At 39.6% G+C, this 23,415-nt stretch carries 20 protein-coding genes and 2 pseudogenes; 11 read left to right on the forward strand and 11 right to left on the reverse strand.

All coding sequences use genetic code 11. The annotated features are described in order from the left end of the window. Positions 1–4 precede the first annotated feature (4 nt). Positions 5–688: a septum site-determining protein MinC gene (minC, locus tag Phpb_RS19300; protein ID WP_065391774.1), complete on the reverse strand. Its 684-nt coding sequence runs from the start codon at positions 686–688 to the stop codon at positions 5–7. 140 nt (positions 689–828) lie between these two features. Here minC and Phpb_RS19305 point away from each other — a divergent pair, with 140 nt between their 5' ends. From Phpb_RS19305 to Phpb_RS19320, 4 genes are all read left to right on the forward strand, one after another. Further along, complete coding sequence (locus Phpb_RS19305; protein WP_065391775.1) at positions 829–1,101, forward strand: YcgL domain-containing protein; 273 nt, start codon at positions 829–831, stop codon at positions 1,099–1,101. A 208-nt stretch (positions 1,102–1,309) separates the two neighbouring features. Then, positions 1,310–1,966, forward strand: a complete 657-nt coding sequence (locus tag Phpb_RS19310) for a fumarylacetoacetate hydrolase family protein (RefSeq protein WP_065391776.1) — start codon at positions 1,310–1,312, stop codon at positions 1,964–1,966. A 24-nt stretch (positions 1,967–1,990) separates the two neighbouring features. Beyond that, a complete protein-coding gene (gene ycgN, locus Phpb_RS19315) occupies positions 1,991–2,422 on the forward strand; it encodes a cysteine cluster protein YcgN (protein WP_065391777.1) in 432 nt (143 codons plus the stop codon). Between the two features lie 188 nt (positions 2,423–2,610). Then, positions 2,611–3,252 carry a hypothetical protein gene (locus Phpb_RS19320; RefSeq protein WP_065391778.1) on the forward strand — a complete coding sequence of 214 codons (642 nt, stop codon included), beginning with the start codon at positions 2,611–2,613 and terminating at the stop codon, positions 3,250–3,252. Positions 3,253–3,320: 68 nt separating this feature from the next. On the opposite strand, the gene Phpb_RS19325 is transcribed toward Phpb_RS19320, so the two are convergent. The 3 genes from Phpb_RS19325 to Phpb_RS19335 all read right to left on the reverse strand — a co-directional run bounded on the left by Phpb_RS19325 (position 3,321) and on the right by Phpb_RS19335 (position 5,710). Further along, positions 3,321–3,941 (reverse strand): hypothetical protein, encoded by a 621-nt coding sequence (locus Phpb_RS19325; protein WP_065391779.1) that lies wholly within the window; start codon positions 3,939–3,941, stop codon positions 3,321–3,323. Positions 3,942–4,267: 326 nt separating this feature from the next. Next, on the reverse strand, positions 4,268–4,684 hold the full coding sequence (gene hslJ, locus Phpb_RS19330) for a heat shock protein HslJ (protein WP_065391780.1): 417 nt from the start codon (positions 4,682–4,684) through the stop codon (positions 4,268–4,270). Positions 4,685–4,705: 21 nt separating this feature from the next. After that, positions 4,706–5,710: a 2-hydroxyacid dehydrogenase gene (locus tag Phpb_RS19335; RefSeq protein ID WP_065391781.1), complete on the reverse strand. Its 1,005-nt coding sequence runs from the start codon at positions 5,708–5,710 to the stop codon at positions 4,706–4,708. 241 nt (positions 5,711–5,951) lie between these two features. Between Phpb_RS19335 and Phpb_RS19340 the strand changes: the two genes are divergently transcribed. Genes Phpb_RS19340 through Phpb_RS19350 form a run of 3 tightly spaced genes read left to right on the forward strand, consistent with a single transcriptional unit; the run spans position 5,952 to position 9,114 of the window. Then, positions 5,952–8,579 carry a YdbH family protein gene (locus Phpb_RS19340; RefSeq protein ID WP_205634810.1) on the forward strand — a complete coding sequence of 876 codons (2,628 nt, stop codon included), beginning with the start codon at positions 5,952–5,954 and terminating at the stop codon, positions 8,577–8,579. Then, on the forward strand, positions 8,576–8,773 hold the full coding sequence (locus Phpb_RS19345) for a YnbE family lipoprotein (protein WP_065391782.1): 198 nt from the start codon (positions 8,576–8,578) through the stop codon (positions 8,771–8,773). Before Phpb_RS19340 ends, Phpb_RS19345 begins: the two co-directional genes overlap by 4 nt. A gap of 14 nt (positions 8,774–8,787) precedes the next feature. Further along, entirely contained in the window at positions 8,788–9,114 is a 327-nt protein-coding gene (locus tag Phpb_RS19350) for a YdbL family probable chaperone protein (RefSeq protein WP_065391783.1), read from the forward strand. Between the two features lie 76 nt (positions 9,115–9,190). Here the strand turns inward: Phpb_RS19350 and Phpb_RS19355 are convergent, their stop codons facing one another. Next, a complete protein-coding gene (locus Phpb_RS19355) occupies positions 9,191–9,793 on the reverse strand; it encodes an FMN-dependent NADH-azoreductase (RefSeq protein ID WP_046394576.1) in 603 nt (200 codons plus the stop codon). Positions 9,794–10,078: 285 nt separating this feature from the next. Here Phpb_RS19355 and hrpA point away from each other — a divergent pair. Further along, a pseudogene (hrpA, locus tag Phpb_RS19360) lies at positions 10,079–13,825 on the forward strand (ATP-dependent RNA helicase HrpA); the annotation flags it as partial. 141 nt (positions 13,826–13,966) lie between these two features. Here the strand turns inward: hrpA and Phpb_RS26145 are convergent. Beyond that, positions 13,967–14,104, reverse strand: coding sequence for a hypothetical protein (locus tag Phpb_RS26145; RefSeq protein WP_165603321.1), 138 nt, complete (start codon positions 14,102–14,104; stop codon positions 13,967–13,969). 668 nt (positions 14,105–14,772) lie between these two features. On the opposite strand from Phpb_RS26145, the gene Phpb_RS19365 reads away from it, so the two are divergent. Further along, on the forward strand, positions 14,773–15,123 hold the full coding sequence (locus tag Phpb_RS19365) for a hypothetical protein (protein WP_036775615.1): 351 nt from the start codon (positions 14,773–14,775) through the stop codon (positions 15,121–15,123). Between the two features lie 17 nt (positions 15,124–15,140). Beyond that, positions 15,141–15,863, forward strand: a complete 723-nt coding sequence (locus Phpb_RS19370) for a hypothetical protein (RefSeq protein WP_065391785.1) — start codon at positions 15,141–15,143, stop codon at positions 15,861–15,863. A gap of 227 nt (positions 15,864–16,090) precedes the next feature. On the opposite strand, the pseudogene Phpb_RS26200 reads toward Phpb_RS19370, so the two are convergent. The 5 genes and pseudogenes from Phpb_RS26200 to Phpb_RS19395 all read right to left on the reverse strand — a co-directional run. After that, positions 16,091–16,174: pseudogene (locus tag Phpb_RS26200) on the reverse strand (type VI secretion system tube protein Hcp); the annotation flags it as partial. Positions 16,175–16,801: 627 nt separating this feature from the next. Further along, positions 16,802–17,794 carry a fimbrial protein gene (locus Phpb_RS19380; RefSeq protein WP_065391787.1) on the reverse strand — a complete coding sequence of 331 codons (993 nt, stop codon included), beginning with the start codon at positions 17,792–17,794 and terminating at the stop codon, positions 16,802–16,804. 19 nt (positions 17,795–17,813) lie between these two features. Beyond that, positions 17,814–20,354 carry a fimbria/pilus outer membrane usher protein gene (locus Phpb_RS19385; protein WP_065391788.1) on the reverse strand — a complete coding sequence of 847 codons (2,541 nt, stop codon included), beginning with the start codon at positions 20,352–20,354 and terminating at the stop codon, positions 17,814–17,816. Positions 20,355–20,426: 72 nt separating this feature from the next. Beyond that, the gene (locus tag Phpb_RS19390; RefSeq protein WP_065391789.1) at positions 20,427–21,101 is read right to left on the reverse strand and encodes a fimbrial biogenesis chaperone; all 675 of its coding nucleotides are present in this window, start codon (positions 21,099–21,101) and stop codon (positions 20,427–20,429) included. 118 nt (positions 21,102–21,219) lie between these two features. Then, positions 21,220–21,750 carry a fimbrial protein gene (locus Phpb_RS19395; RefSeq protein ID WP_065391790.1) on the reverse strand — a complete coding sequence of 177 codons (531 nt, stop codon included), beginning with the start codon at positions 21,748–21,750 and terminating at the stop codon, positions 21,220–21,222. Between the two features lie 593 nt (positions 21,751–22,343). Here Phpb_RS19395 and Phpb_RS19400 point away from each other — a divergent pair. Continuing rightward, a complete protein-coding gene (locus tag Phpb_RS19400; RefSeq protein WP_065391791.1) occupies positions 22,344–23,186 on the forward strand; it encodes an alpha/beta fold hydrolase in 843 nt (280 codons plus the stop codon). Positions 23,187–23,415 lie beyond the last annotated feature (229 nt).

Below are 23,415 nucleotides of genomic sequence, written 5' to 3' on the forward strand. Positions count from 1 at the left end.
AGGGCTAGATTAAAGGTTCAATAGTTAATTCATTATTTACCAGGCTAAGTTTTGCGGCTTTTCCTGCTAATTCAGTCGGGATTTTATCGCCGAGCCAATATTGCCCTGCGATAGAGATAAGTTCTGCATTTAAATGGGTGCAAAAAACCAGGCACTCCTGATCACCGGATGCCCCGGCTAACGCCCGACCACGCATCATGCCGTAGATGTGAATATTGCCGTCGGCAATCAACTCGGCGCCGGCGCTTACATTACTGGTAACAATAAGATCACTGCCTTGGGCATAAATCCTTTGACCTGAGCGAACAGGTAAATTAATTACACGAGTTTTTTTAATCTCAGGTTCTGCCGGTTTATTTTCCTTTGCTGAGGCTTTTTGTTTTTTGCCTTCGCTTAGTAGTGGTAAGGATGCTTGTATTACCGCTCTGCGTTGTTGCTCATCACGACAACCACTCATTCCGACAATACGGAATCCAGCTGAATCAATAGCGTGATGCAGCGCTTTCAAATCAGCGTCTGCCGGCAGAACGGAGATGTTAATAACAACAGGCGCGTTTTTCAGGAAATCCGGTGCTTGTTCCACTTTTTCCTGTAGGGCCTGTAGAATGATTTCTGGTTGGTCACTGTGTAAATGAACAACCGAAAGCGTAAAATTACTGCCTTTTAGCTCAATTGGCGACTGTGACATCTATCCTGACTCAGATTCAGCAAATTTGAGATCACCCCAGAACAACCTCTGGGATACGATATTTTGAAATACAATAAACATGTTATAATTACTGAATTATTCAAGCAAGTTGTGACCTGAATTTAGAAGAGTTTATTATAATGATTTGTGTGATCTACAGAAGCCCGAAAAGAGAGCAAACATACCTTTATGTTGAAAAAAGAGATAATTTCTCTCGCGTCCCCGAAGAGTTACTGAAAAGTTTTGGCCAGCCTCAATATACAATGATGATTTCTCTGGCAGACAGAAAGAAGCTGGCAGGCGCTGATATAGAAAAGGTAAAAATATCGTTAATTGAGCAAGGTTTTTACCTGCAAATCCCACCTCCGGTTGAAAACTTAATGGATGCACATCTAAACCAGATGGAAAAATAAGAAGAATCCAAGAGTTCGATGAACAAAGTTAATCGTCATCGCGGTTTTATTAACCACCACAATATTCACAGTGAGTCGTGCTTTTAAAGGAAAACAATTTCCTCTGCCCTTTATTTTGCGATTAGTCTGGCGTGGTGGCCGATGAGATATGGCAATAAGTGCTATAATTATGGGTGTGTTGCCTAATCAACCAGAGTGAGGAACGAATATGTATCAACACAGAGACTGGCAGGGGGCATTACTGGATCTTCCTGTCAATAAAGTAGTTTGCGTTGGTAGTAATTACGCTAAACATATTAAAGAGATGGGAACTCAGCCAGCGGAAGAGCCAGTCGTTTTTATTAAGCCAGAAACTGCACTGTGTGATATACACCAGCCAATTGCAATTCCAAAGGATTTTGGCGCAGTTCACCATGAAGTTGAACTGGCTGTACTGATTGGTACACCGTTGAAACAGGCAAATGAAGAGCGAGCTAGCGCCGCGATCGCCGGCTTTGCTGTTGCCTTGGATCTCACCTTGCGTGATTTGCAATCTAAGTTTAAGAAAGCAGGTCAACCGTGGGAAAAAAGTAAGGCGTTTGATGGCTCTTGCCCGATATCTGGGTTTATTCGAATAAGTCATTTTGGTGATCCACAGAATGTCCAGTTTTCACTAACAGTCAATGATGAGCTACGGCAGAACGGTGATAGCAGTGATATGCTGACATCAATCGTTCCCCTGATCAGCCATATGTCGCACTTTTTCACTTTGCGGGCGGGGGATGTGATTCTCACTGGCACGCCGGAAGGTGTTGGAGCACTGGAAGCCGGTGATGTGTTAAAGGTTACTCTGAATGATCATTCACTTACTACCAGGGTGATTTGAATAATATAAGGAATAGTAGAAGTTATGTCTCAGCCTTTCTGGCAGGTAAAAACTCTAGATCAGATGACGGATGAAGAATGGGAGTCATTATGTGATGGTTGTGGGCAGTGTTGCTTACATAAATTGATGGATGATGATACCGATGAAATTTATTTTACTAATGTTGCTTGCAATCAGCTCAATATAAAAACGTGCCAATGCAAAAATTACGAAGAACGTTTCAGATATGAGCCGGATTGTATCAAGTTAACCCGTTATAATTTGCCGACTTTCGAATGGTTGCCAAAGACTTGTGCATATCGTTTGCTTGAGGAAGGGAAGTCATTGTTACCGTGGCATCCTCTGATTAAAGGTTCCAAATCAGCAATGCATAGCGAAAGAATTTCAGTTAGGCATATCGCTGTACGGGAAATTGATGTTGTAGAGTGGGAAGATCATATCATTAATAGACCTTAACAATTATCTAACTAACTATAATTTAACAAATTATTTTCTGTGTTTCCCTCGTTGGGGCTTGCTCTAGAGTTAAGCCATCCAATGGGTGTATCCGCCAAGAATAAACTAAAGGTTGATTGTATATAATTGCGTCTATACTATTACCATTAGGTAATTGAACCTGTGGTCTATTATAGGAGGCATAAAGTATGCCAATACATGTGGGAAACATAGAAAAGATTACCAATGATTTCATCCAATTGAGTGAGTTAGAGTTCAATCGTGTTCTGTATGATGCTCTTGATTCCTCTGGTACTAATATTGTGCATGATGTGGATGAACTCATTTTTCCTCCAGGTTACCGGTTGATCAGGGTTGATAACCGGTTAGATTTAGATGATATAGATGAGCCTTATTTTGAATTAGCGTTACTTAGTGATGAAACAAAAGAAGTGGTTTATTACAATAAAGTGATTGTAATAAGTGACTTGGTGCTTAACTGTCGTCCCGCTTCGCAGATACTTGTGTGGCGAACGAGGAAGCCACAACATAGAGCGGCATTAAATGATTTGGCCGCTAAAATTTTTTTCCACTATCTGATTAAAACCTACGATGTTGTTGCTTCGAATATAAGTCAAATAATAGAAGGCACCTCTTTTTGGCAAGCCAGAATGTATGAGGCGTTACAGTTTGGGCTTTATGTTTACGGTTATGATGTTACGACCTGTGAATTAAGAAATATTTTAGCTGAAGATGATGTCAGTAAAGAGCAGAGTTGGTTATGGGGTAATGCGGAATATTATATGGATAGGCTCGCGATTATTTCCAGAATCAAATTGCCTAATAAGTAATTAATTTTTCCACGTTATATTTGAGGTGAATATAATGGTTCGAACCAATTCGAACCATTATTAGTTAATTACAAAGCACCGGAAATCCAAACATTAATTTTCTCATAGAAAGATTTAATTGATTCCCATGCTCTGCTTATCCATTCAGAGAGTTGCCTGGCTGCATCAAGTATAAAATTTGAAAGTCTGCCAAACAGACTGGAAAAAAAAGCATTAGTTTTTTCCATAAAACTTTGTATTGTTGCTCTGGCGTTAGGAAATTGTAATCCAAATTGAATGGCTTTATCGTAACTTACATCAATTTGTCTGTTGTTCTCATCTTTGGTTCTTTGACGAGATTTATTCATGTTATCGATCCAGTCTTGATTTGCGTTGTCTGGATCGGCGGCAATCGCTTCCTGATATTTCTGTGTGCTATTAGTTACACTTGTCTTAGAAACGTTTACTGTTGAATTTGCACCAGATTTTACTGAATCTTTCAATTGATTAATAATACCATCTATTTCCTTATTTTCGACAATACCGATACTTTCGTATTGCTCCCCAAGCATATTTACATATGCCTGGAGTTCAGGTGTCGATGGTACAAATTGTTCAGTTTTAGAATCATTTAACGTATGCTTTGCGTGTTGACGCATTTCGTTCATGAGGTCGATAAATTGAATATCTGTCGATGTAATATTAGACATAAATTATTTCCTTTTATTTAGTTAGTAAACTATCTATTAAATGTAAAAGTGCATAACTCTTTATTTAAATTGGAAGGAATAAATTAAAAGTAAATTACATTATCTATTTTTTTCGATTTTTTCTCCTATAATATTTAAAATATCAATGTCAGTGGTAAATTTATTCTTAGATATTATATCTAGAGGTGCCGGAAAGTATTTTTCGGCACCTAAATAAAACATAAAACACTTGGATAAACAGAGTTGAATCCTGAGTCCATTCAAGGAATTCCACTCTGCTAAATGTTTAATGCTAACTTTATAAATGAGTTTTCTAATTACTGAACTTAATCTTTCAGTTTATAAACCAATGTATTATCGGGGTGAGAGAGTGTCAGTTTTTGACCTTTCAACTTCACTTTAACACCATCGGCTAATACTTTACCAATCAAGTAATCCCATTGATTCAATTTATCATCAGCACAAAGCATCTGAGTGCTGGCCAGGTTTTTAACGGTCAGTACGCCATTTTTCAGTTTGCCTTGACCCATAAAGAGATTACACATGGAACCAGAAATATGCATTTTCTCACCGAATTCAATAGTTGGTACGCGACCATCTTGATTTTGCGCGCCTTCGCCATTAACGCTCACCAGGACAAATTTGTTATGTTGTAAATCATCCACTGACACGTTTTCTGTCGCTGAAGCTTGGAATGTGGCTAACAATAAAGTTGCTGTTGCCAAAGGTAATATTTTTTTCATGTTTATCTCCTATATATTATTTTAAGGGTATTTACTAACAATATTCGGGCAATTTTTCCCGTTGAGTAATTGCTGGATATTTCCCAGCGTAATTTCACTGATACTGGTTAAGGCTTCTTCTGTCAGAAATGCCTGATGACCGGTAAACAGCACGTTATGACATGAAGACAAGCGACGAAAAATATCATCCTGAATGACGTCATTAGATTTGTCTTCAAAGAAAAGATCACGTTCATTTTCGTAAACATCCATACCCAGAGCGCCAATCTTTTGTTGTTTTAATGCATTAATGGCTGCCACGGAATCAATCAGAGCCCCTCGGCTGGTATTGATGATCATTACGCCGTTTTTCATTTTGCTGAAAGCAACTTCATTCAGCAGATGATGGTTTTCTGGTGTTAACGGGCAATGAAGGGATATGACATCGGATTGCGCATACAGCGTATCCAGATCGACATATTTAGCGCCGAGCTCCAAAACAGTTTGATTGGGGTAGGGATCATGAGCTAACAGGCGCATACCAAATCCGTTAAGAATACGTAGGGTAGCAATACCAATCTTACCGGTTCCGATAATTCCTACTGTGCGGTTGTGCATATTGAAACCAATTAACCCTTCAAGAGAGAAATTAGCGTCACGGGTACGTTGATAAGCTCGGTGAATACGACGGTTTAAGCACAACATTAATCCGACGGTATGTTCAGCAACAGCTTCAGGAGAATAGGCTGGAACCCGTACAACCTGAATACCCAATTCTTCAGCCGCATCCAGATCGACATTATTAAAACCTGCACAACGTAATGCGAGGATTTTTATATTCATTTCAGCCAATTCTTCAAGCACTTCACGGTCAGCATTATCGTTGACGAAAATACAAACAGCATCTGCACCAATAGCGTTTTTGGCAGTTTTTGAACTGAGAGGGAAGTCGAAAAATTCGAAATCATAACCAAATCCGAACTTTTTATTGACCTGCTCCAGATGTTTATAGTCATACTGTTTGGTACTGTAAACGACTAATTTCATGGGATTATCTCCGCTATAATTTAAGTAGCTAATAAATTGTTTTAGGCTTAAATTATTGCTGACGTAAAGGGTTAAATAAACCAATAAATTAATTAACTCTATAAGTGTATTGCTTGTTGTTCCCCTATATGTTCAACATAATTTGCTTAATAATCAATGTCTTAGTTTAAGGTGTGTCTGCTAAATTATGGAATAACAATAGAAATAACCGATCTAAGGCTTAATAAGGAGAGGAAAGGATTTGATAATCAAAGGGTTAAAAATATTCATTACCATACTGATGTCATTGGTATTGCTGATGGCGGCGGGATGGTTTTTTATTCCTCATTGGTTACCTAAAGTCACCGGTTACTGGTTACCTCCAGGTATGACGGTTTCATTGAAACAACCAGAATGGAAAAATGGGGTTTTGCAACTGGCTGATATTTCATTGCAGGTGAAGGATTGCAGGCTCATTCGTGTATCACGATTATCTGTTAGTTACCCATATTCAGAGATAGATAACGGTTATCATTGGCAATTAAATGCCGCAGATATTAATGGAGATATCCATTGCCTAAATCAATTGCCTAAATCTACGCAGAGCCTTGCTCCATTGTCTGTTGCTGATATTTTAGCTCTTATTCCACAGGGAAGTTTGTCTGTGGATAATCTTTCTTTTCATCCCTGGCAAGATTTTGCTGGAAAACTAAAATTCAATTCCTCTCCTCAGGGGCAAAAACTGAGTTATCAGGGAAAGAATGTTAAATTGTCAGCGCATATTTATGGTCAGGAATCGTTATTTATTGACCAACTGGCAATTAAATTACCAGAACAGGAAATCAGCCTTAATGGTGAAGTGACTTTACCACTTAATGTGGACAAACTACCTCCTCATGGTGAAGTAAAAGGTAAAATTATTGCCAGTCAATATACGCACCCGCTAAATATCAAGTTAGGTTGGCAAGGGAAATCCGGCAAACTTATTATCAGAGAAGAGGGGACGGTAGTACCTTTGGCTGAATTACCTTGGCAGTTTAACCAAGACCAGTTTGATATTACTGATGGTAAATGGCGGTGGACGAGTGCGGGACAACCTCTTGCGGGTGGAGTGAATATTAAGATTGTTCATTGGCAACAAGGATTGGATAACCTGCTGATTAGTGGCCGTATAAATTTGGTCACGCAGGGGAAACGTGGTAAAGCGAATATAGTGTTAACGATAAAACCGGGCCGGATAAACTCGTTAAATATGCAACTTCCTTTTCAATTAACAGGTCAGATTAATGTGCAGGATATGATTATGGCTATGTCATTGCCTGCGGTAATTAATGGTCCGCTGGTTAATCCGAGAATGACTTTCCAGTCAGGTTCGTTGTTTCGGACTTGGGGGCGTTTGTCTGATGAGTTTATTGTTAAAGATGCTCGATCACCGTTAGCGGGAACTTATCTGACACGTGAAGGTTTTACTGGCCGGTTACAGGCGATTGTTAATGCACAACACCGTGATTGGGGAAAATTCCGTTTGCATCTTGATGGTCATGCCGAGAATTTTATGCCGGATAAAGGCTATTGGCGTTGGAACTATTGGGGAGATGGCGATTTGCCGTCACTACAGGCTAAATGGGATATCGCTGGAAAAGGTCGCTGGCGTGACACATTGATTAGCGTCAACGAAATGGTTACCGGCTTTAATGTTATTAAACACGGCATGATTCAGGTAGATATGCCGCGTCTACAGTTAACAAAGCCATTGGAATGGCAACGTTCAGAGAAATTTCCCACCTTTAAGGGTGAGTTACGGCTAGTAACGAAGAAAATATCGTTTCGGTCCGGTGGCTTTTTGCCCCCCACTGAACTGACAGCAAAATTGACAGGGAAAAGCCCGAACAACTTTATTGTTAATGGTGATCTTTCATCAAGAAATATTGGCCCGATCCCTTTTTACAGTCGTTGGGATGGAGCAAGATTGCGTGGTGAAGCGCGGTGGCCTACTCAATCCTTACTTGCATTTCAGCCGTTGGTACCTAAAGATTTAGGGATAAACTTGCGCTCAGGTGATCTTTATGCACAGGCCGCTTTTTCTGCCACACAAGGGCAAGGTTTTGTCGCGGGAGGGCACTGGGTGGTAAAAAATGGCAGCATGTGGCTTAAAGATGGTGAAATCAGTGGCCTTAATTTTGTCTTACCGTGGCGGCTGAAAGATAGTATCTGGCAATTTGGTGTTAAATCGCCGGTTCAGCTACGAGTGAAAACAATTAATAATCTGTTTGAAATGCATAATTTAACGGCGGATTTACAGGGATTTTATCCGCCATCGGAACAAAAACCGCTGGAATTGACTAATGTGAATGTAGGTATGTTGGATGGGCGTATTAACCTAGATAAATTAAGATTTCCTCAGCATCATCCGGCTATTTTGACGCTTGATAAATTGGAGTTAAGTCGCCTTTTTACTGTGTTGAAAGTTAAACAATTTGCGATGTCCGGCAAAATCAGCGGAAAATTGCCGTTGTTTATTAATAATGAACGCTGGATAGTTCAGCAAGGTCGGATTACCAATATCGACCATATGACCTTACGTCTGGATAAAGATACGGTAGATTCCATTAACAAAGATAATATTTCCGCCGGTGCTGCTATGGATTGGTTACGCTATTTAGAAATCAGTCGCTTACGGGCGCAAGTCAGTCTTGATAATTTAGGGGTTTTGACACTTAATGCTGAAATTCAAGGTGTTAATTCATTAAGGGATAAAAAGCGGCAAGTCAAGCTGAATTACCATCATGAAGAAAATATCTTTCACTTATGGCGTAGCTTACGGTTTGGCAACAATCTTGAGGATTGGTTACAACAGAATATATCTGTATTAAATGGGAGTGATAAATGACAAAACGAACCAGAACAAAGCTGTTCTTACTATCAATGGGATCTTTAATACTGTCAGGTTGTATACGCCTTGAAGTAGCAACACCTGAGAAGCCCATTAATATTAATATGCATGTCAAAATTGAGCATGAAATTCAGATAAAAGTAGACAGGCAAGTTGAAGAGATGCTCAAGAATAACACGGGTTTATTCTAGGGGGGGTTGGCATTATGAAGATAACAGGTACGGGAATATTGTTATTGGCAAGTGTATTGTTCAGCCCTTTTGTGGGAGGAATGGCCCTGAATGAGGCAAAGCAGAAAGGGCTGGTGGGTGAAACGTTCAGTGGTTATCTGGCTATAGTGAAAGCAGATAGTCAGGCACAGGCTTTGGTGACAGAGATTAATCAGGCCCGTAAAGAAAAATATGCAGAAATTGCGGCGGGCAATAATATTTCTACAGAACAAGTGGCTAAACTTACTGGAGAAAAATTGGTGAACAGAGCTGAACCTGGTGAATATGTGCTTGGTATTAATGGTAAATGGTTGAAGAAATAAAAGCGCGTCAGATGACGCGCAAAAAACGGCAATGTAAATATAGATAATGTATGAATTATGAACAAGAACGTGGCTATCAGGAAGCTATTGCTTCTAAAACTTCACGGGCAGTTTGTTGCGCTTGATTTGCGGCATCAAGGCTTAACCCTACACCTTCGGCAAAAACAAACTCTACATCAGTGAGACCAATGAAATTCAGGAACAGACGCAAATAAGGCACTAACAGATCACTGGGGCCGTCTTTATGGATGCCGCCACGGCTGGTCAAGATAATTACCCGTTTGTCTTTTAACAGACCTTCAGGGCCATTTTCGGTATAACGGAAAGTCACGCCAGCACGGGCTATCAGGTCAAAATAGTTTTTCAGTTGGGTTGGAATGTGGAAGTTGTACATCGGCGCAGTGATAACAATAATGTCATTATCCTGCAATTCCGCAATCAGTTCGTCAGATAATGCTAATACCTCTTTTTGGCGAGTAGTCATTTCATTGCCATTTGGACGTAATGCATGAACCAGTTCATTATCCAGAACAGGAATGGGTTGTGCGGCCAGATCACGCATCCTAATGGTGTCATCAGCATGATTGGTTTGCCACTTTTCAATGAAGAAATCTGCCATTTGGTTAGTATGTGAATGCTGCGCCATAATGCTGGATTTAAGAACCAGAACTTTACTCATTTTTATTCCTTAAATTAACTTTTGGTAATTCACTTGTTAATCACGATATAGTGATTCTATGAGTTATTATCTTCTGGTAATAGAGCAATATTTAGAGCTTAGCATTCAAATTTATTGAAAAACTTTTACCCACGTTGATATAGCGTGATGGGGAAATATCCGCCGAAATTATTGCCAATAAATAAGATGTGCTACTATGTCGTCAATAAGAACCGCATCATCAATAAAAGCTGGCTAATCAGTAAAGTTAAGAAGTTACAAGGATCAATATAAGTGAAAGAGTCTCAGAAAATCATTAACCGTCAGGCTGCTTGTCCAACGATCAAATATCCAGAAAACTTGCCCGTCAGCCAGAAGAAAGATGATATCTACAAAGCTATTCGTGACCATCAAGTTGTTATTATTGCGGGTGAAACCGGTTCGGGTAAAACAACACAGATCCCGAAAATTTGTCTTGAACTAGGTCGGGGAATAAAAGGTCTGATCGGCCATACTCAACCCCGTCGATTGGCTGCTCGCGCGGTTGCCAATCGTCTGGCGGAGGAATTGGAAACCTCGGTGGGTTCTGCTGTCGGTTATAAAGTCCGGTTTAGTGATCATGTGGGCGATAACACGTTGGTTAAGCTGATGACCGATGGTATTTTGCTGGCAGAACTGCAAAATGACAGGTTGCTTAAACAGTATGACACGCTCATTATCGATGAGGCGCATGAGCGTAGTCTGAATATTGATTTTATTCTAGGTTATTTGCGTCAGTTGCTGCCAAAACGTCCTGATTTGAAAGTGATTATTACCTCGGCGACTATCGATCCTGAGCGTTTTTCCCGTCATTTTAATCATGCGCCAATTATTGAAGTTTCTGGTCGAACCTATCCGGTAGAAGTGCGGTATCGTCCGGTCATGGGTGAAGATAATGATGGAGAGCGGGATCAGCTTGAGGCGATTATTGATGCTGTTGATGAATTCAACCGGGAAGGGCCTGGGGATATCCTGATCTTTATGAGTGGTGAGAGAGAGATTCGTGATACAGCCGATGCGCTGAATAAACTGAATCTGCGTCATACCGAAGTACTGCCGCTATTTGCGCGTCTTTCTAACAGTGATCAGAACCGGATTTTCCAGTCACATACGGGGCGGAGAATTGTGCTGGCAACTAACGTGGCGGAAACTTCGTTGACTGTACCGGGAATTAAATATGTGATTGATACCGGATATGCACGTATCAGCCGTTACAGTTATCGGACGAAAGTACAGAGATTGCCGATTGAGCCAATATCACAGGCGTCGGCTAATCAGCGGAAAGGGCGTTGCGGACGTGTATCCGATGGGATCTGTATCCGACTGTATTCAGAAGATGATTTCCTTTCTCGGCCGGAGTTTACTGATCCAGAAATCTTGCGTACTAACCTGGCATCAGTCATTCTACAAATGACGGCAATTGGTCTTGGAGATGTTAGCGCATTTCCATTTGTGCAACCTCCTGATAAACGTAATATTCAGGATGGCGTTCGGCTTCTGGAAGAGCTTGGGGCCATTGACCGGAGCACCATTAATCAAGGCGCAATGGCTAAGAGTAATTACTGTCTTACATCAATCGGACGACAGCTTGCTCAACTCCCGGTTGATCCCCGATTGGCGCGTATGGTATTGGAAGCTCGTCATCATGGTTGTGTGCGTGAAGTAATGGTCATCACTTCTGCGCTGTCTATTCAGGACCCAAGAGAGAGGCCATTGGAGAAACAGCAGGCTTCTGATGAGAAACATCGTCGATTTGCTGATAAAGACTCAGATTTTATTGCATTTCTGAAATTATGGGATTTTTTGAAAGAGCAGCAAAAGGCACTCTCTTCTTCGCAATTTCGTAAGCTTTGCCGTCAAGATTATCTTAACTACCTGAGAGTCAGAGAATGGCAGGATATATACACTCAGTTACGACAAGTTGTGAAAGAAATTGGCCTATCGGTAAATAGTCAGGATGCAGATTATCGCAGTATTCATACTGCGTTACTTTCTGGACTGTTATCCCATATTGGTCAAAAAGATACAGATAAACAGGAATATACCGGTGCGCGTAATGCTCGTTTTGCTATTTTTCCTGGTTCTGGTTTATTCAAGAAGCCGCCTAAATGGTCAATGGCCGCGGAATTGGTTGAAACTAGCCGCTTGTGGGGACGTATTGCTGCGCGGATAGAACCTGAATGGGTTGAACCGTTAGCCGGACATCTGGTGAAGTATCATTATAGCGAACCGCACTGGCAAAAATCGCAGGGTGCGGTAATGGCTAAGGAAAAAGTCACTTTATATGGTTTGCCAATTGTGTCTAGTCGTCAGGTTAATTACAGTAAAATTGATCCAATGCTCTGCCGTGAGTTGTTTATCCGCCATGCGCTGGTGGAAGGCGACTGGCAAACTCGACATGCATTTTTCCGAGCGAATCTGAAATTACGCGAGGAAATTGAGGAGCTAGAACATAAATCCCGTCGTCGTGACATTTTGGTGGATGATGAAACCTTGTTTAGTTTCTATGACCAACGGATACCTCAGAATGTAGTTTCTGCCCGCCATTTTGATCGCTGGTGGATGAAGACAGGTAAAGAGCAACCGGACTTGCTCAACTTTGAAAAAAATATGTTGATCAAAGGTGATGCCGATAAAATCAGTGCGTTGGATTACCCCAATTACTGGTATCAGGATGCACTGAAATTACGGCTTAGTTACCAGTTTGAACCGGGCACACAAGCCGATGGTGTGACCGTTCATATTCCGCTGCCGGTGCTGAATCAGGTTAAGGATGAAGGATTTGATTGGCAGATCCCAGGTATTCGCTATGATTTAGTGGTTGCACTGATTAAATCACTGCCAAAGCCGGTTCGTCGTAATTTTGTCCCTGCGCCAAATTATGCTCAGGCATTTATGGAGCGAGTATCTCAACCTCAATCCACTTTGTTAGATAGCCTTGAAAGGGAGTTACGGCGGATAACTGGCGTTACGGTGTCACGTGATGATTGGCAGTTAGAGCAAGTATCCGATCACCTCAAAATGACATTTCGAGTGGTAGGAGAGAAGAATCGAACTATCGCTGAGGGTAAAGATTTATCTGCACTGAAATTACGCTTGAAAGAGAAAGTTCAGGAGACACTTTCCTCTGTTGCTGATGATGGGATTGAACAGAGTGGGTTGCATATCTGGAGTTTTGGTGAATTACCGGGACGATATGAGCAAAAACGCGGTGGTTACTCTGTTAAAGCATTTCCCGCGCTGGTGGATGAAAAAGAGAGTATCGGTATCAAATTGTTTGAAACTGAATTGGAACAACAGATTGCCATGTGGGAAGGTACTCGTCGTCTGTTGTTGCTCAATATTCCTTCGCCAATTAAATACTTACATGAGAAATTGCCGAATAAATCCAAATTGGGGCTCTATTTTAATCCCTATGGCAAGGTACTGGATTTGATTGATGATTGTATCTCCTGTGGTGTGGATAAATTAATGGCAGTGAATGGTGGGCCAGCTTGGAATGAGCAGGATTTTATTCAGCTACAGGACAAAGTTCGGGCTGAGTTGAACGATACTGTCGTGGAAATAGCTAAACAGGTAGAACAGATACTCACCACTATTTTTGCTATTAACAAACGCCTTAAGGGGAGAATTGATATTTCATTGGCTCTGGCATTATCGGATATTAAAGAACAGCTTTCTGGTCTGGTTTTCAAAGGATTTGTCACCGTTAATGGTTGGAAACGTTTGCCGGATGTCCTGCGTTATCTACAAGGCATTGAGCGCCGTCTTGAAAAATTGGCGATTGATCCGCACAGAGATAAAGCGCAAATGTGGCGTATCGAAAATGTTCAGCAACAGTGGCAGCAATGGCTGGCGAAATTATCACTGCAACAGAAACAATTACCTGAGGTGCGAGAAATTCGTTGGATGATTGAAGAACTGCGGATCAGCTTGTTTGCTCAACAACTGGGTACGCCATATCCGGTCTCTGATAAACGAATCTTGCAAACAATGGAGCAAATTGCTTCTTGATTAAAAAGGAAGGTCATATTCTAAACTGCGTCTCAAATTTTGCATTTGTGATGCAGTTTTTTATAGGTCAGTTAAATCGTCAAACTGAAAGCCACCTATTCTAAAGGTGGCTTTTTACTTAGATTGAAACGAATGAGCTGGTTAACAGGTACTTTCCGTATGTTTGGCTTTGTTAGCCTCAACGAAAGCATTAACCATAGCGGTTTTATTTTTGCGGTTACGAGCGTAGTCAGCCTGAGTTGCCTTCTTCTTGGTTGCTGTAGCACGTTTTAACAACATAATCGCCTCCTCCTAAATCTTCATATTCTAATATTAATCTTGACTGTACTTTTGTAAAAGTCTTTCATAGGTTCTTTTATGAGAATCACTGTAACTACTAAAGTACAAGTAATGAACTTTAGATTCTTCAATATAATCCAGAATGTATGATATTAAGACATTAAAAAAGTAGTTATTTTCATTTATATTGTAATGAACAGTTTCTTTCTAATTGTCTAATATGCGAGTGGGTTCCAAATTTTATGTAATTGCGTCATCCAGCTAATCGGGTTTCCACGCCTGGTCACAAATTTATCTGTGACGTATTTGACTTACCCGAACCTAAACCTTCATGTTAATTTTGGATAATTATAGTATTCATAAAAGCTGGAGGATCAGTGATTAGCTGGCCTGTCATCCTAAATTTAACCTATTTTAAGTTCGTTCCAAGCACTTCCGTTAGATTCGGTGACTGGTACTACCGCACAGACATTTTAGAAATCAAAACTCCTAACTACCCGCTCTAACCTCAAGTTAAGGATGGCTTCTGGTTGTGAAATTTGTTGAACTAGGGGGGCAATCGAACTATTATCACGTTATGTGATATAAATTTATATCATGTTAAGTGACATAAATTTGATAACTGATAATCATCTATTCACTTGAATTTCATAATGTTAGGAGGCTATATGAGGACTGAACACACCAGATCTATACAGACTATTAGCCACTCAACAGAAGTTATTGATTCTTTTAAAGATAATAATACAAACAAACTCTTTTTTGTTCTCCGTCTCAGTGAACGACAAGATGTTAATAGGCAGTTATTCATAGTAACTCTTAAAGATGATAATAAGAGTGATAATTTCTATGTGGTCCCATTCGCCGAATTAGTTGTCAGAAGGGAAAGAGTGAAATATCTTGTTTCTCCTGAGAAGCAATATCCAGAATACAATGGCAATATTGATGCCATCATGAAACATATTGAATCCGTTGTTAAAAACTTTATTGATAATTTCAAACTAACGACTGTCCATTAAATCTTACAGGGATAGCGATGGCTCCTAACCTTATTAGTTCATATTCAAAGGACTTGAGCAGAAAGCCAAGTTGTGTTTCAGAGAATATTATAGACGAATTTCATCATCTATCATTGGAAGATGATTTGTTGAAAATTATAGAATACGCCCTTATCGGGAGTGAATATCATTACTATTCAGAAATAGTTTATATGGGTTGTTCGACCGCTAATTTCTACTCTGAATATGCCGAACACTTAAGAGAATGTGGGTATAGCTCTGAGCGGATTATTAATGAATTACTTTCTCTTGATATGCATGAGGAATCAGAGGACACTTTAATTGGCAGAATTGCATATAATGACTTTAACTTTGTCGATAAAGGGATAACCAAAACTGGCAAGCAAATAAGAGCCATTGAAGTATCAGAAGATTTTCGGAGATCTGGTTTGGCTCGTTCGATTTATAACACTTTGTTATTAAAACATGGACATATTATTTGCGACAATATTCAGAGCTTGGCAGGTGGTGCTTTGTGGGCTTCTGGTATGATTAAGTTGGGTGATGTCCGTATTTACGACGTTATTAAAAAACAGTTCATAGATGTATTAACTCCATATGGTATAGGGGTTAATGGTATTATTCCTTGGAGTGCTTTAGACTTACCTGTTAGTGAGTTATCTAAGTGGGACCCAAGACCTTTATCGCCCGAATCTTGCCACCATATAGTTAACATCATTAGTAAAGATCCTCATTTATAAACTTGCCTCTCGCGGTTTTTTTATATCTGGCCGTTTAAGATTGAAGTGAACCTTGAAAATTGAATGCTTAACAATTAGAGGTTCACTTCATCGTCTATTATGTTTGCTTAAATATTCCATAATTAGAGGGCAATAGAAGAAATAGGTATTATTATATCAATGGTGATAGGATAGTACATAATCATTAAATTGTCGTCATTAATAGAATAATTATTCTATGGTCTTATTCAGATTTTTTCATTCCAGCTATCAGAATGGATTATATTTCCATCATTGTGCTTCCAGGTGATTTTTTCATAGCGAAGCCCAACCAGTGTAGTCAGTTATTTGCCAATGTGATCATCTACTGTTGCGTTATCCAGCTAATCGGGTTTCCACTCCCGGCAACAAAGTTATCTGTGACGTATTTGACCACCCGAACCTAAACGACATATCAATAAAATTTATCGAAAATGATTGTTAATTGTGTCACAAAACGCCATTTTTACCACTGATGATTCATCTCATTCTCATTTATGATGACATTAATGGATTTTTTTAAACAGGGTGTGCAAAATGCCATTCATCGCCATGCTTTTTATGTCAATTGTAATGTTTTTCTTCTTAACTATATTGGTTAACTATTTTTTCATATTAGAACGAAATGTAAAAAAAACTATATGGGTATCGTTATTAATGACTATTATTTTCATATTCAGCCTCTTTGCCCCAACAATTTTTTATCAAAATATTTTCTAGTTGACAAATATGTTTCATATAGTCGCGCATTAAATGAGTTGACTTTATCATGTACCCCGATCTCATAGAGTGTGAGTGACTGGCTGAATTTTCCTGTATAATGAAAAGACATGCTAAGTCCACTCATTGCAGATAAAAATAATAAAATAACAGCGCATCAGCCAAGAAATAACTTTTCTATAACTGATGCAGATAAATTATTACTGATAAGTTAATGTCATTGTTGCGGTTACATTTGCCTGGCCGGGGGTAATATTGCGATCGGTCTGAAAATAGCGGGCGTGTAAAGGGATAGATAACTTCCCACCTGAATAGCTATTGCCAATATTTATTTGTGAATGGATCATGACAGGTTGGTTGTTGTAAAGAATTTGCATACCCACACCGGAAGCAGTTGTGCGATTATCATTTTGGTCAAGCGCCCATACATGATATAAGTTATTTTTTGCTCTCTTTCCATCAAGCATTAATTGAATTTGGACATCATCATCACAATCTAAAATAACCTCAAAATCTTTCCCCCCTGCGGTACTGTTAATACCAGAAAAATCAATTTTTTTAATATCACCCATAGGAACAGTAATATTACTATCTTTCAGTGAGCAACTTTTAGTAATAATTCGGGTATTTCCCAGACGATAAGTATGCACGATGTGGTTATTTACTCGTGCTTGAATTAATTGTTCGTTTCTGACAAAACCAGAACCTGTTGTTGGCGCTATTTTTATTAGCTGAATTGTCAAATAACCCCATGTCTGACCGCAATACCAACGACCAGAACTGTCACAGCTTACAGGATTATTAGTGATACGGGGTAACCAGTCGATACCATAGCCGGGACCCCAGGTATTTATTCTGATACCAACACCCGGAACGCCAGATTCATAAATAGCATCTTTGTTATAATCCGCGCTTTTATAGGATGTATATCCCCATGATGTATTAATGTTTGTATCGCAATGGAAAATATTATTTTTATTGGCTAATTCATCTGCGCGGTATTCATAAATCGTTGTACCAATAGGTTTATCTCTTGGAACGTATAAAGTTCCAAAGGAGAGATGAGTAATTTCTGGTTTAAATCCTTTATCAAACCAGCAGTTAGCGGCAAAACTATAGGAGCTAACGATTAAACCAATTAATAAATTGGTAATAATGAACAAATGTTTAAGTTTATTGTAAATATTAAGCATAGCATTTTCCTGTAGGTTGTTATTTACAGTGCTCTTCTATTATATAAATACCGGATAAAGGGCTTTTTTCTGGTAATTTGTAATTAACGACACATTCCTGAATATCTTTATAACCCCATTTAACTAATAATCGTCCACTATCGGGTAAACCGGTGAGGTAAACTTGCCCTTCGTGACTGACAATCGCGCTATTTATTTCATCAATATCATGGTGTTTTTCTAATGTGACAACCGCACCAAAAGGAATAGGATTTTCTTGATGATAGAGATTGATTAGAACTCTGTGACCTATCCGGGTTTTAAAATCCGCTAGGACTAACGCTCCCCGAGTAGGAATAACAGTTTGAGCATTAACGTCAATATCGACATTATCTGCTAATGAATGAGTATCCAATGCAATTCGATTTTTCCGGTAACTGCTGACATAAGGAATAATCGCATAACCATTCCAATCGGTGGCAATACCAACATTATTTTGGATCTTTATTCCTTGAGCGCCATCAGCCCGGATTAATGCTAATGTATCTCCCAAATGTTGTGAAAGAGTAATACCGTATGGGTGAGCGACAATTCCCCCTTGAAGGCCATAATTCAGTTGGTGAGAATGACGATCATAACTATAACCGGTACTAAGTTGACCATAAGCTCCTTTATATTCCGCATGGATATGACCGCCAGCGCCAGTACCGTGATTTGTGTAACTCTGCTGCAAACTATAGATTAAATTATTGTCTTCCAGCGTGGTGCCACTTAAACCGACTTGGTGGGAAATATCTTTGTTTTTATTGGTATTGAAATTGTAGCTGGTCCAGCTATTCTTTAGCCAGCGATCTAATGGAATCTGGATGCTAAATGAAAAAAGTTGTTCATTTTTATTCGTATCTGGAAGTTGGCTATAGGTATAATTCAGGCTGTAATTAACATTATTATAATTGGTGCTATAACCTGCATTGATATTACGTTCATAGCCAGGTTGCTGCCAGTAATTTTGTTGAAGAGCGGACAGATATAAACTGCCAAAATTTCCTAAAGATTGATTAATATGCAGTTGCAATTTACTTCTTTTATTGGTGCGGTAACGCCAGTTACTTTTATTAGAATCATCTATGTCATTGGCTTCTTTAAAATCGTAAAAACCACGTGCCGAGTAGCGATAACCTGCCAGAGTAAAATTAGTTCCTGTTAATGAAAGATCTTTTGCATATTGAAAACGGTAGGATTGCCCTTTGGTACTTATATTGGATGGTAAATTGGTATTAGCATGAGTGATATCAAAAGAGAAAGAACCTAATATACCAAGGTTATAACCTGATCCTAAAGCGATAGATTGATAATTTTTTGAAAAAATCGTACCGCCATAGGTAGTGATATTATTAGAAAAACCATAAATTAATGTACCTTGGGAAAAATTAGGTTCTTGCCCACGATTATTTGATGATTGATATTGGCCCAGTGTTATCGAATATTGAAGTCCTCCTTCTCGTAACATAATCGGTATAGTTGAAAAAGACTGCGTAGATTGGTACTCCTGACCATCGGCTTCTTTGATAATAACTTCTAAATCTCCACTTGTTGAGGTTGGAAAAAGGTCATTAATGACAAATGGGCCCGGTGAAACATAAGTTTGATAGATGATATAGCCGTTTTGTTTGATCGTTACCTGAGCGTTACTTTGGGCAATTCCTCGAACACTGGGGGCGAAACCTTGTAAGCTGTCTGGTAACATATTGTCATCGGAAGCTAATTGTAAGCCGCGGAATTGAACACCTTCAAAAAGATAGGAGGGGGTAAAGTTGTCACCTAGCGTTAATTGTCCTTTTAGTGCGTGAATATCCCGTTGTAAATAGGTGTTAATACTTTTCCAACTCTTGTCACGACTGGTGTAGGTAGAATAATTGCGTAGACGCCATGCTTGCCAATTAGCGCCTGTTCGAAGATTTAGATAATGGGTCTGTGTAGAGCCAGATGGGTCATCTTGCCAGGTATTTGAGCCACTATAATTATAGTTAATTAATAATGAAGTTAATCCTTGCTGCCATAATTCAGGTGAAACATAACCTCTTGCCTGATTGTTTAACATTGCTTGTGGAATATTGATCTCCAGTCTTTGTTGACTAAAATTGAAGACAGTACTTGCTGATGGAATATATTGACTTAAATCAGACAACTCTGTTTCTGGAGGTAAACTGATCAGCTCTGGAAATGTATCAATTTTTACTCCCATATCTTGTAATTGCTGAATTGTCAGCTTGGGCAGTAATTTGTTATTTATCGTGACAAAGGTTACGTTCCTGGTATCTATTTTATCTCTATTAAGGTAAATATCTACCCAGTAAATACCGGGTGGATAGTCACCTTGTGTGAAGATAGAGAGATCAATATCTTCAAGTGAGCCAGAGTCAGCACCTATCTCTAGTGCATGAATGTTGAAATAATCTTCAGAATAAGTTTTTGCAGGATAAAAAAATACGCTAGCAGCTATAAATGGCAATAATAAGAGCCATGAATGTTCAATATCATATGGTTGCTTATTAATCTTATTCTGCGAGCATTTTCCCATAATTAACTTTCTGGTATAGAGTAATGTAACGGTTTTATACCCAAAGAGGTAACTTGAAAGATAACGGGCATATTAAATGGTTGTTTTTTCCTCGGCAGTAACGCCGCCAAAATCATTAATTGCTTTCCAATTTACCTGCTTTATGTTCTTTGCCGGCAGAGGCCAGCTTAGTTGACTAAAGGGTTTAATCATGCCAGCAGGTTTTATTTCATGTTGATCTGCTTTAAGGTAAGAGAATGAAATGAAGTAAGGGGTAGGATTTTCTGCGATCAATGCATTGTTTTCCGTTCGGAATTTGAGCTCTTTGTATGCGGTACTTGATTTTTCCGCCAAATTTACAGGGCGGTAAAACAACTTAAACTTTGACTTAACTGTTATTTGTAATTGATTCTGATTTGATTTTACAGAGGTGGGAATAGACTTTACATTTAGCCAAAAAAGTGATTCCCGATCTTGAGGCAAGTTACTTGCTGTTTTTACAATACGCAGGATATTTTCATGGCCTGCTGCGAGTTTAAAGATGGGAGGAGTAACGATAAAAGGGGTCTTCATATTGTCATTTTCATCTTGGATCCAAGACTGAATCAGGTAAGGAGCATCTTTTTCCGGGTTATTTATCGAAATAGACGCTTCTTTTTTGTCACTCATGTAAATAACACGAGTTCCACCAATGACGACACCTGCGATAGCGAAATTTACACTGATAATATATAGAAAAATTATTGTGAATAGGCGTTGATACTGCACGGTAATATCTCCGTTTTCTCGTGTTTTTATGCGTTATTTTGTGGGCATCCATGCCCTGTACTTCTTTATTTATTAGAAACAAAACGTGAATGAAGTTCTGTTCTAAATTTAGCCTGTCTTAGTTATAAACAATCGTAAAATTGGCGACTGCATCACCTGAGCCTGGGCTAATGGTTTGAGCTGTAGCAACATATTTTGCCATGAACTTCAACTCTGCTGTTTTTTGGTCAGTAAAAGCTTGAGCTTTGGAAGCTTTTGCCAAAGGAATCAGCGTTGAGTTGTCTTCTTCATAGATACCAATAGCAACACCATCGGCGACTTCCTGGCCTTTATCATTGGATAAAGCCAGAAGATTGTTATTTCTACTGTCTATCTGTCCGTCAAATTTAACTTGTGCATGAGTATATTCTGGTGGGCAATCACTCATCTTAATGCTAAAGGGTGTTGCTGCTGCGGTACTATCTACACCACTAAATGCATTTGAGCTAATTGTTCCCATGTTTACATTTTGATTTGCAGAGTCAGTATCGATTTTACAGGCATTGGCGATGATATTACCTGTAAAGTTGATTTTTCCGTCGGCTGCATTTGCTACAGAAATAAATACAGAAGATGCAAGTAAGGATGAAATAATCAGTTTAGCTTTCATTTTAAATAGATCCTAACCCTGCCGAGCATGGCGTCAGGGAAATAGAAATACTGATTTAATGGGAACTGTATAAACATCAATACAGCGTGTAAATATTTATGGCTTTTACCCAATAACAACAACGATAACTCAAACTGTATCTTTTTTGGGATAAACCTGGGTGATCATAGCGATTAATTAGGAAAAATCCAAAGAATGACTGGGTAATGTGTTGTATTTAAGATTTTTATCTGTTTTTGTTTCTTAAACAGGATTATTTTTTAATATTAATGTGATTTATTGTAAGTAATAAATCATTATGCTAATTAATGAGAATATCTTTTAGTTAATAATTGGTTATAAAATTAATTGTGATATAAATCACAATTAATTTATCACGCTTAAGAATTTATTTTTTTGTTCTATTATTTTCATGTTATTACCTCTCGCTGTCATTTTCTCTTTGGGCATGTTTATTCTGATAGAGATAAGTAATCTGGAAAAAATTATTCTATAGTTTTCTCATGTGATCTTTCTATTTTATTGTTTGTGGTAATACCTATTTCAGTTGAGGTTATGAACCCTCAACGCAATTAACACTGTAAGGAAGGAAAATGAAACAGTTCCTCTTTGTATTGGGCCTTTTGTCCATCGTGCTTGCAGTCGTGCGTCCTGCTTCGGCTATGCAAGTAGAGCAAAAAATCGCCACAAATGGTGTGGCATCAATCGAATATTCGGTACGTGGGGAAGGGCCATTGCTCATGATTCTTGCTTCAACTGGGCGAGGAACGGCGGAATTCGCGCCACTCGCGGATCGACTGGCGATGCGAGGCTATCGCGTTGCCTTGCCGGAACCACGTGGAATCTCGGGGTCAATTGGCCCGATGGAAAACGTGACCTTTCACGACTTTGCCGATGATTTTGCTGCCGTGGTTGCAGCGGAAGGAGGCAAAGCAATTGTGGTGGGGCACGCTTATGGCCACTGGATCGCCAAGACGATTGCCACGGATTATCCCGAAATGACGCGTGGCATTGTGCTTCTGGCAGGGGCGGCGAAATCTTGGCCCTCGGAGCTCTCGGATGCGATCACGGTGATTAGTGATCCGACATCCACCCGGGAGGAGCGGCTGGCGAAACTTAGACTTGCCTTCTTCGCGGAAGGCAATGACCCGACGCCCTGGCTTGAGGGCTGGCATGCTGATGTCATAAAAAGTCAGTCTTCTGCGCGCAAGCTGACTAATCGCAAAGATTGGTGGGCGGGCGGAACGGCGCCAATCCTTGATCTACAGGCTGGTTCCGATCCGTTCCGACCTGAATCGTCTCGAATGGAGGCGAAGGGCGAGTTCGGTAACCGCGTTACTGTCGCAGTGATTGAAGGGGCCAGCCATGCACTACCTGCGGAGAAGCCGCTTGAAGCAGCTGATGCAATTGCAGATTGGGCCGACAAACTGAAATAATTTAAGGACAATATCTGGTCCTTATCAGGGCATTCGTACCGAATTTGTTGCGGTGTGAATGCCCCAATCAGGGATGATGCCAAGAGGCAAAATAGACATCCTGCCTCAAGTTTTACACCTTATGCCGGTGATGAGCTGGAATACATCCACCAACATCGGTGCTTTGAAAATCATCGTGGCTTTGTTCTTCAACACCTTGTGTCGACAAAATTGATTAAAAAACCATACT

It is taken from the genome of Photorhabdus namnaonensis (assembly GCF_001684335.1).
Taxonomy (GTDB): domain Bacteria; phylum Pseudomonadota; class Gammaproteobacteria; order Enterobacterales; family Enterobacteriaceae; genus Photorhabdus; species Photorhabdus namnaonensis.

What these genes read in the sequence shown, in the direction of transcription:
- minC (WP_065391774.1), bottom strand. Translation starts at nt 688, where the DNA reads ATGTCACAGTCGCCAATTGAGCTAAAAGGCAGTAATTTTACGCTTTCG.
- Phpb_RS19305 (WP_065391775.1), top strand. Translation starts at nt 829, where the DNA reads ATGATTTGTGTGATCTACAGAAGCCCGAAAAGAGAGCAAACATACCTT.
- Phpb_RS19310 (WP_065391776.1), top strand. Translation starts at nt 1,310, where the DNA reads ATGTATCAACACAGAGACTGGCAGGGGGCATTACTGGATCTTCCTGTC.
- ycgN (WP_065391777.1), top strand. Translation starts at nt 1,991, where the DNA reads ATGTCTCAGCCTTTCTGGCAGGTAAAAACTCTAGATCAGATGACGGAT.
- Phpb_RS19320 (WP_065391778.1), top strand. Translation starts at nt 2,611, where the DNA reads ATGCCAATACATGTGGGAAACATAGAAAAGATTACCAATGATTTCATC.
- Phpb_RS19325 (WP_065391779.1), bottom strand. Translation starts at nt 3,941, where the DNA reads ATGTCTAATATTACATCGACAGATATTCAATTTATCGACCTCATGAAC.
- hslJ (WP_065391780.1), bottom strand. Translation starts at nt 4,684, where the DNA reads ATGAAAAAAATATTACCTTTGGCAACAGCAACTTTATTGTTAGCCACA.
- Phpb_RS19335 (WP_065391781.1), bottom strand. Translation starts at nt 5,710, where the DNA reads ATGAAATTAGTCGTTTACAGTACCAAACAGTATGACTATAAACATCTG.
- Phpb_RS19345 (WP_065391782.1), top strand. Translation starts at nt 8,576, where the DNA reads ATGACAAAACGAACCAGAACAAAGCTGTTCTTACTATCAATGGGATCT.
- Phpb_RS19350 (WP_065391783.1), top strand. Translation starts at nt 8,788, where the DNA reads ATGAAGATAACAGGTACGGGAATATTGTTATTGGCAAGTGTATTGTTC.
- Phpb_RS19355 (WP_046394576.1), bottom strand. Translation starts at nt 9,793, where the DNA reads ATGAGTAAAGTTCTGGTTCTTAAATCCAGCATTATGGCGCAGCATTCA.
- Phpb_RS26145 (WP_165603321.1), bottom strand. Translation starts at nt 14,104, where the DNA reads ATGTTGTTAAAACGTGCTACAGCAACCAAGAAGAAGGCAACTCAGGCT.
- Phpb_RS19365 (WP_036775615.1), top strand. Translation starts at nt 14,773, where the DNA reads ATGAGGACTGAACACACCAGATCTATACAGACTATTAGCCACTCAACA.
- Phpb_RS19370 (WP_065391785.1), top strand. Translation starts at nt 15,141, where the DNA reads ATGGCTCCTAACCTTATTAGTTCATATTCAAAGGACTTGAGCAGAAAG.
- Phpb_RS19380 (WP_065391787.1), bottom strand. Translation starts at nt 17,794, where the DNA reads ATGCTTAATATTTACAATAAACTTAAACATTTGTTCATTATTACCAAT.
- Phpb_RS19385 (WP_065391788.1), bottom strand. Translation starts at nt 20,354, where the DNA reads ATGGGAAAATGCTCGCAGAATAAGATTAATAAGCAACCATATGATATT.
- Phpb_RS19395 (WP_065391790.1), bottom strand. Translation starts at nt 21,750, where the DNA reads ATGAAAGCTAAACTGATTATTTCATCCTTACTTGCATCTTCTGTATTT.
- Phpb_RS19400 (WP_065391791.1), top strand. Translation starts at nt 22,344, where the DNA reads ATGAAACAGTTCCTCTTTGTATTGGGCCTTTTGTCCATCGTGCTTGCA.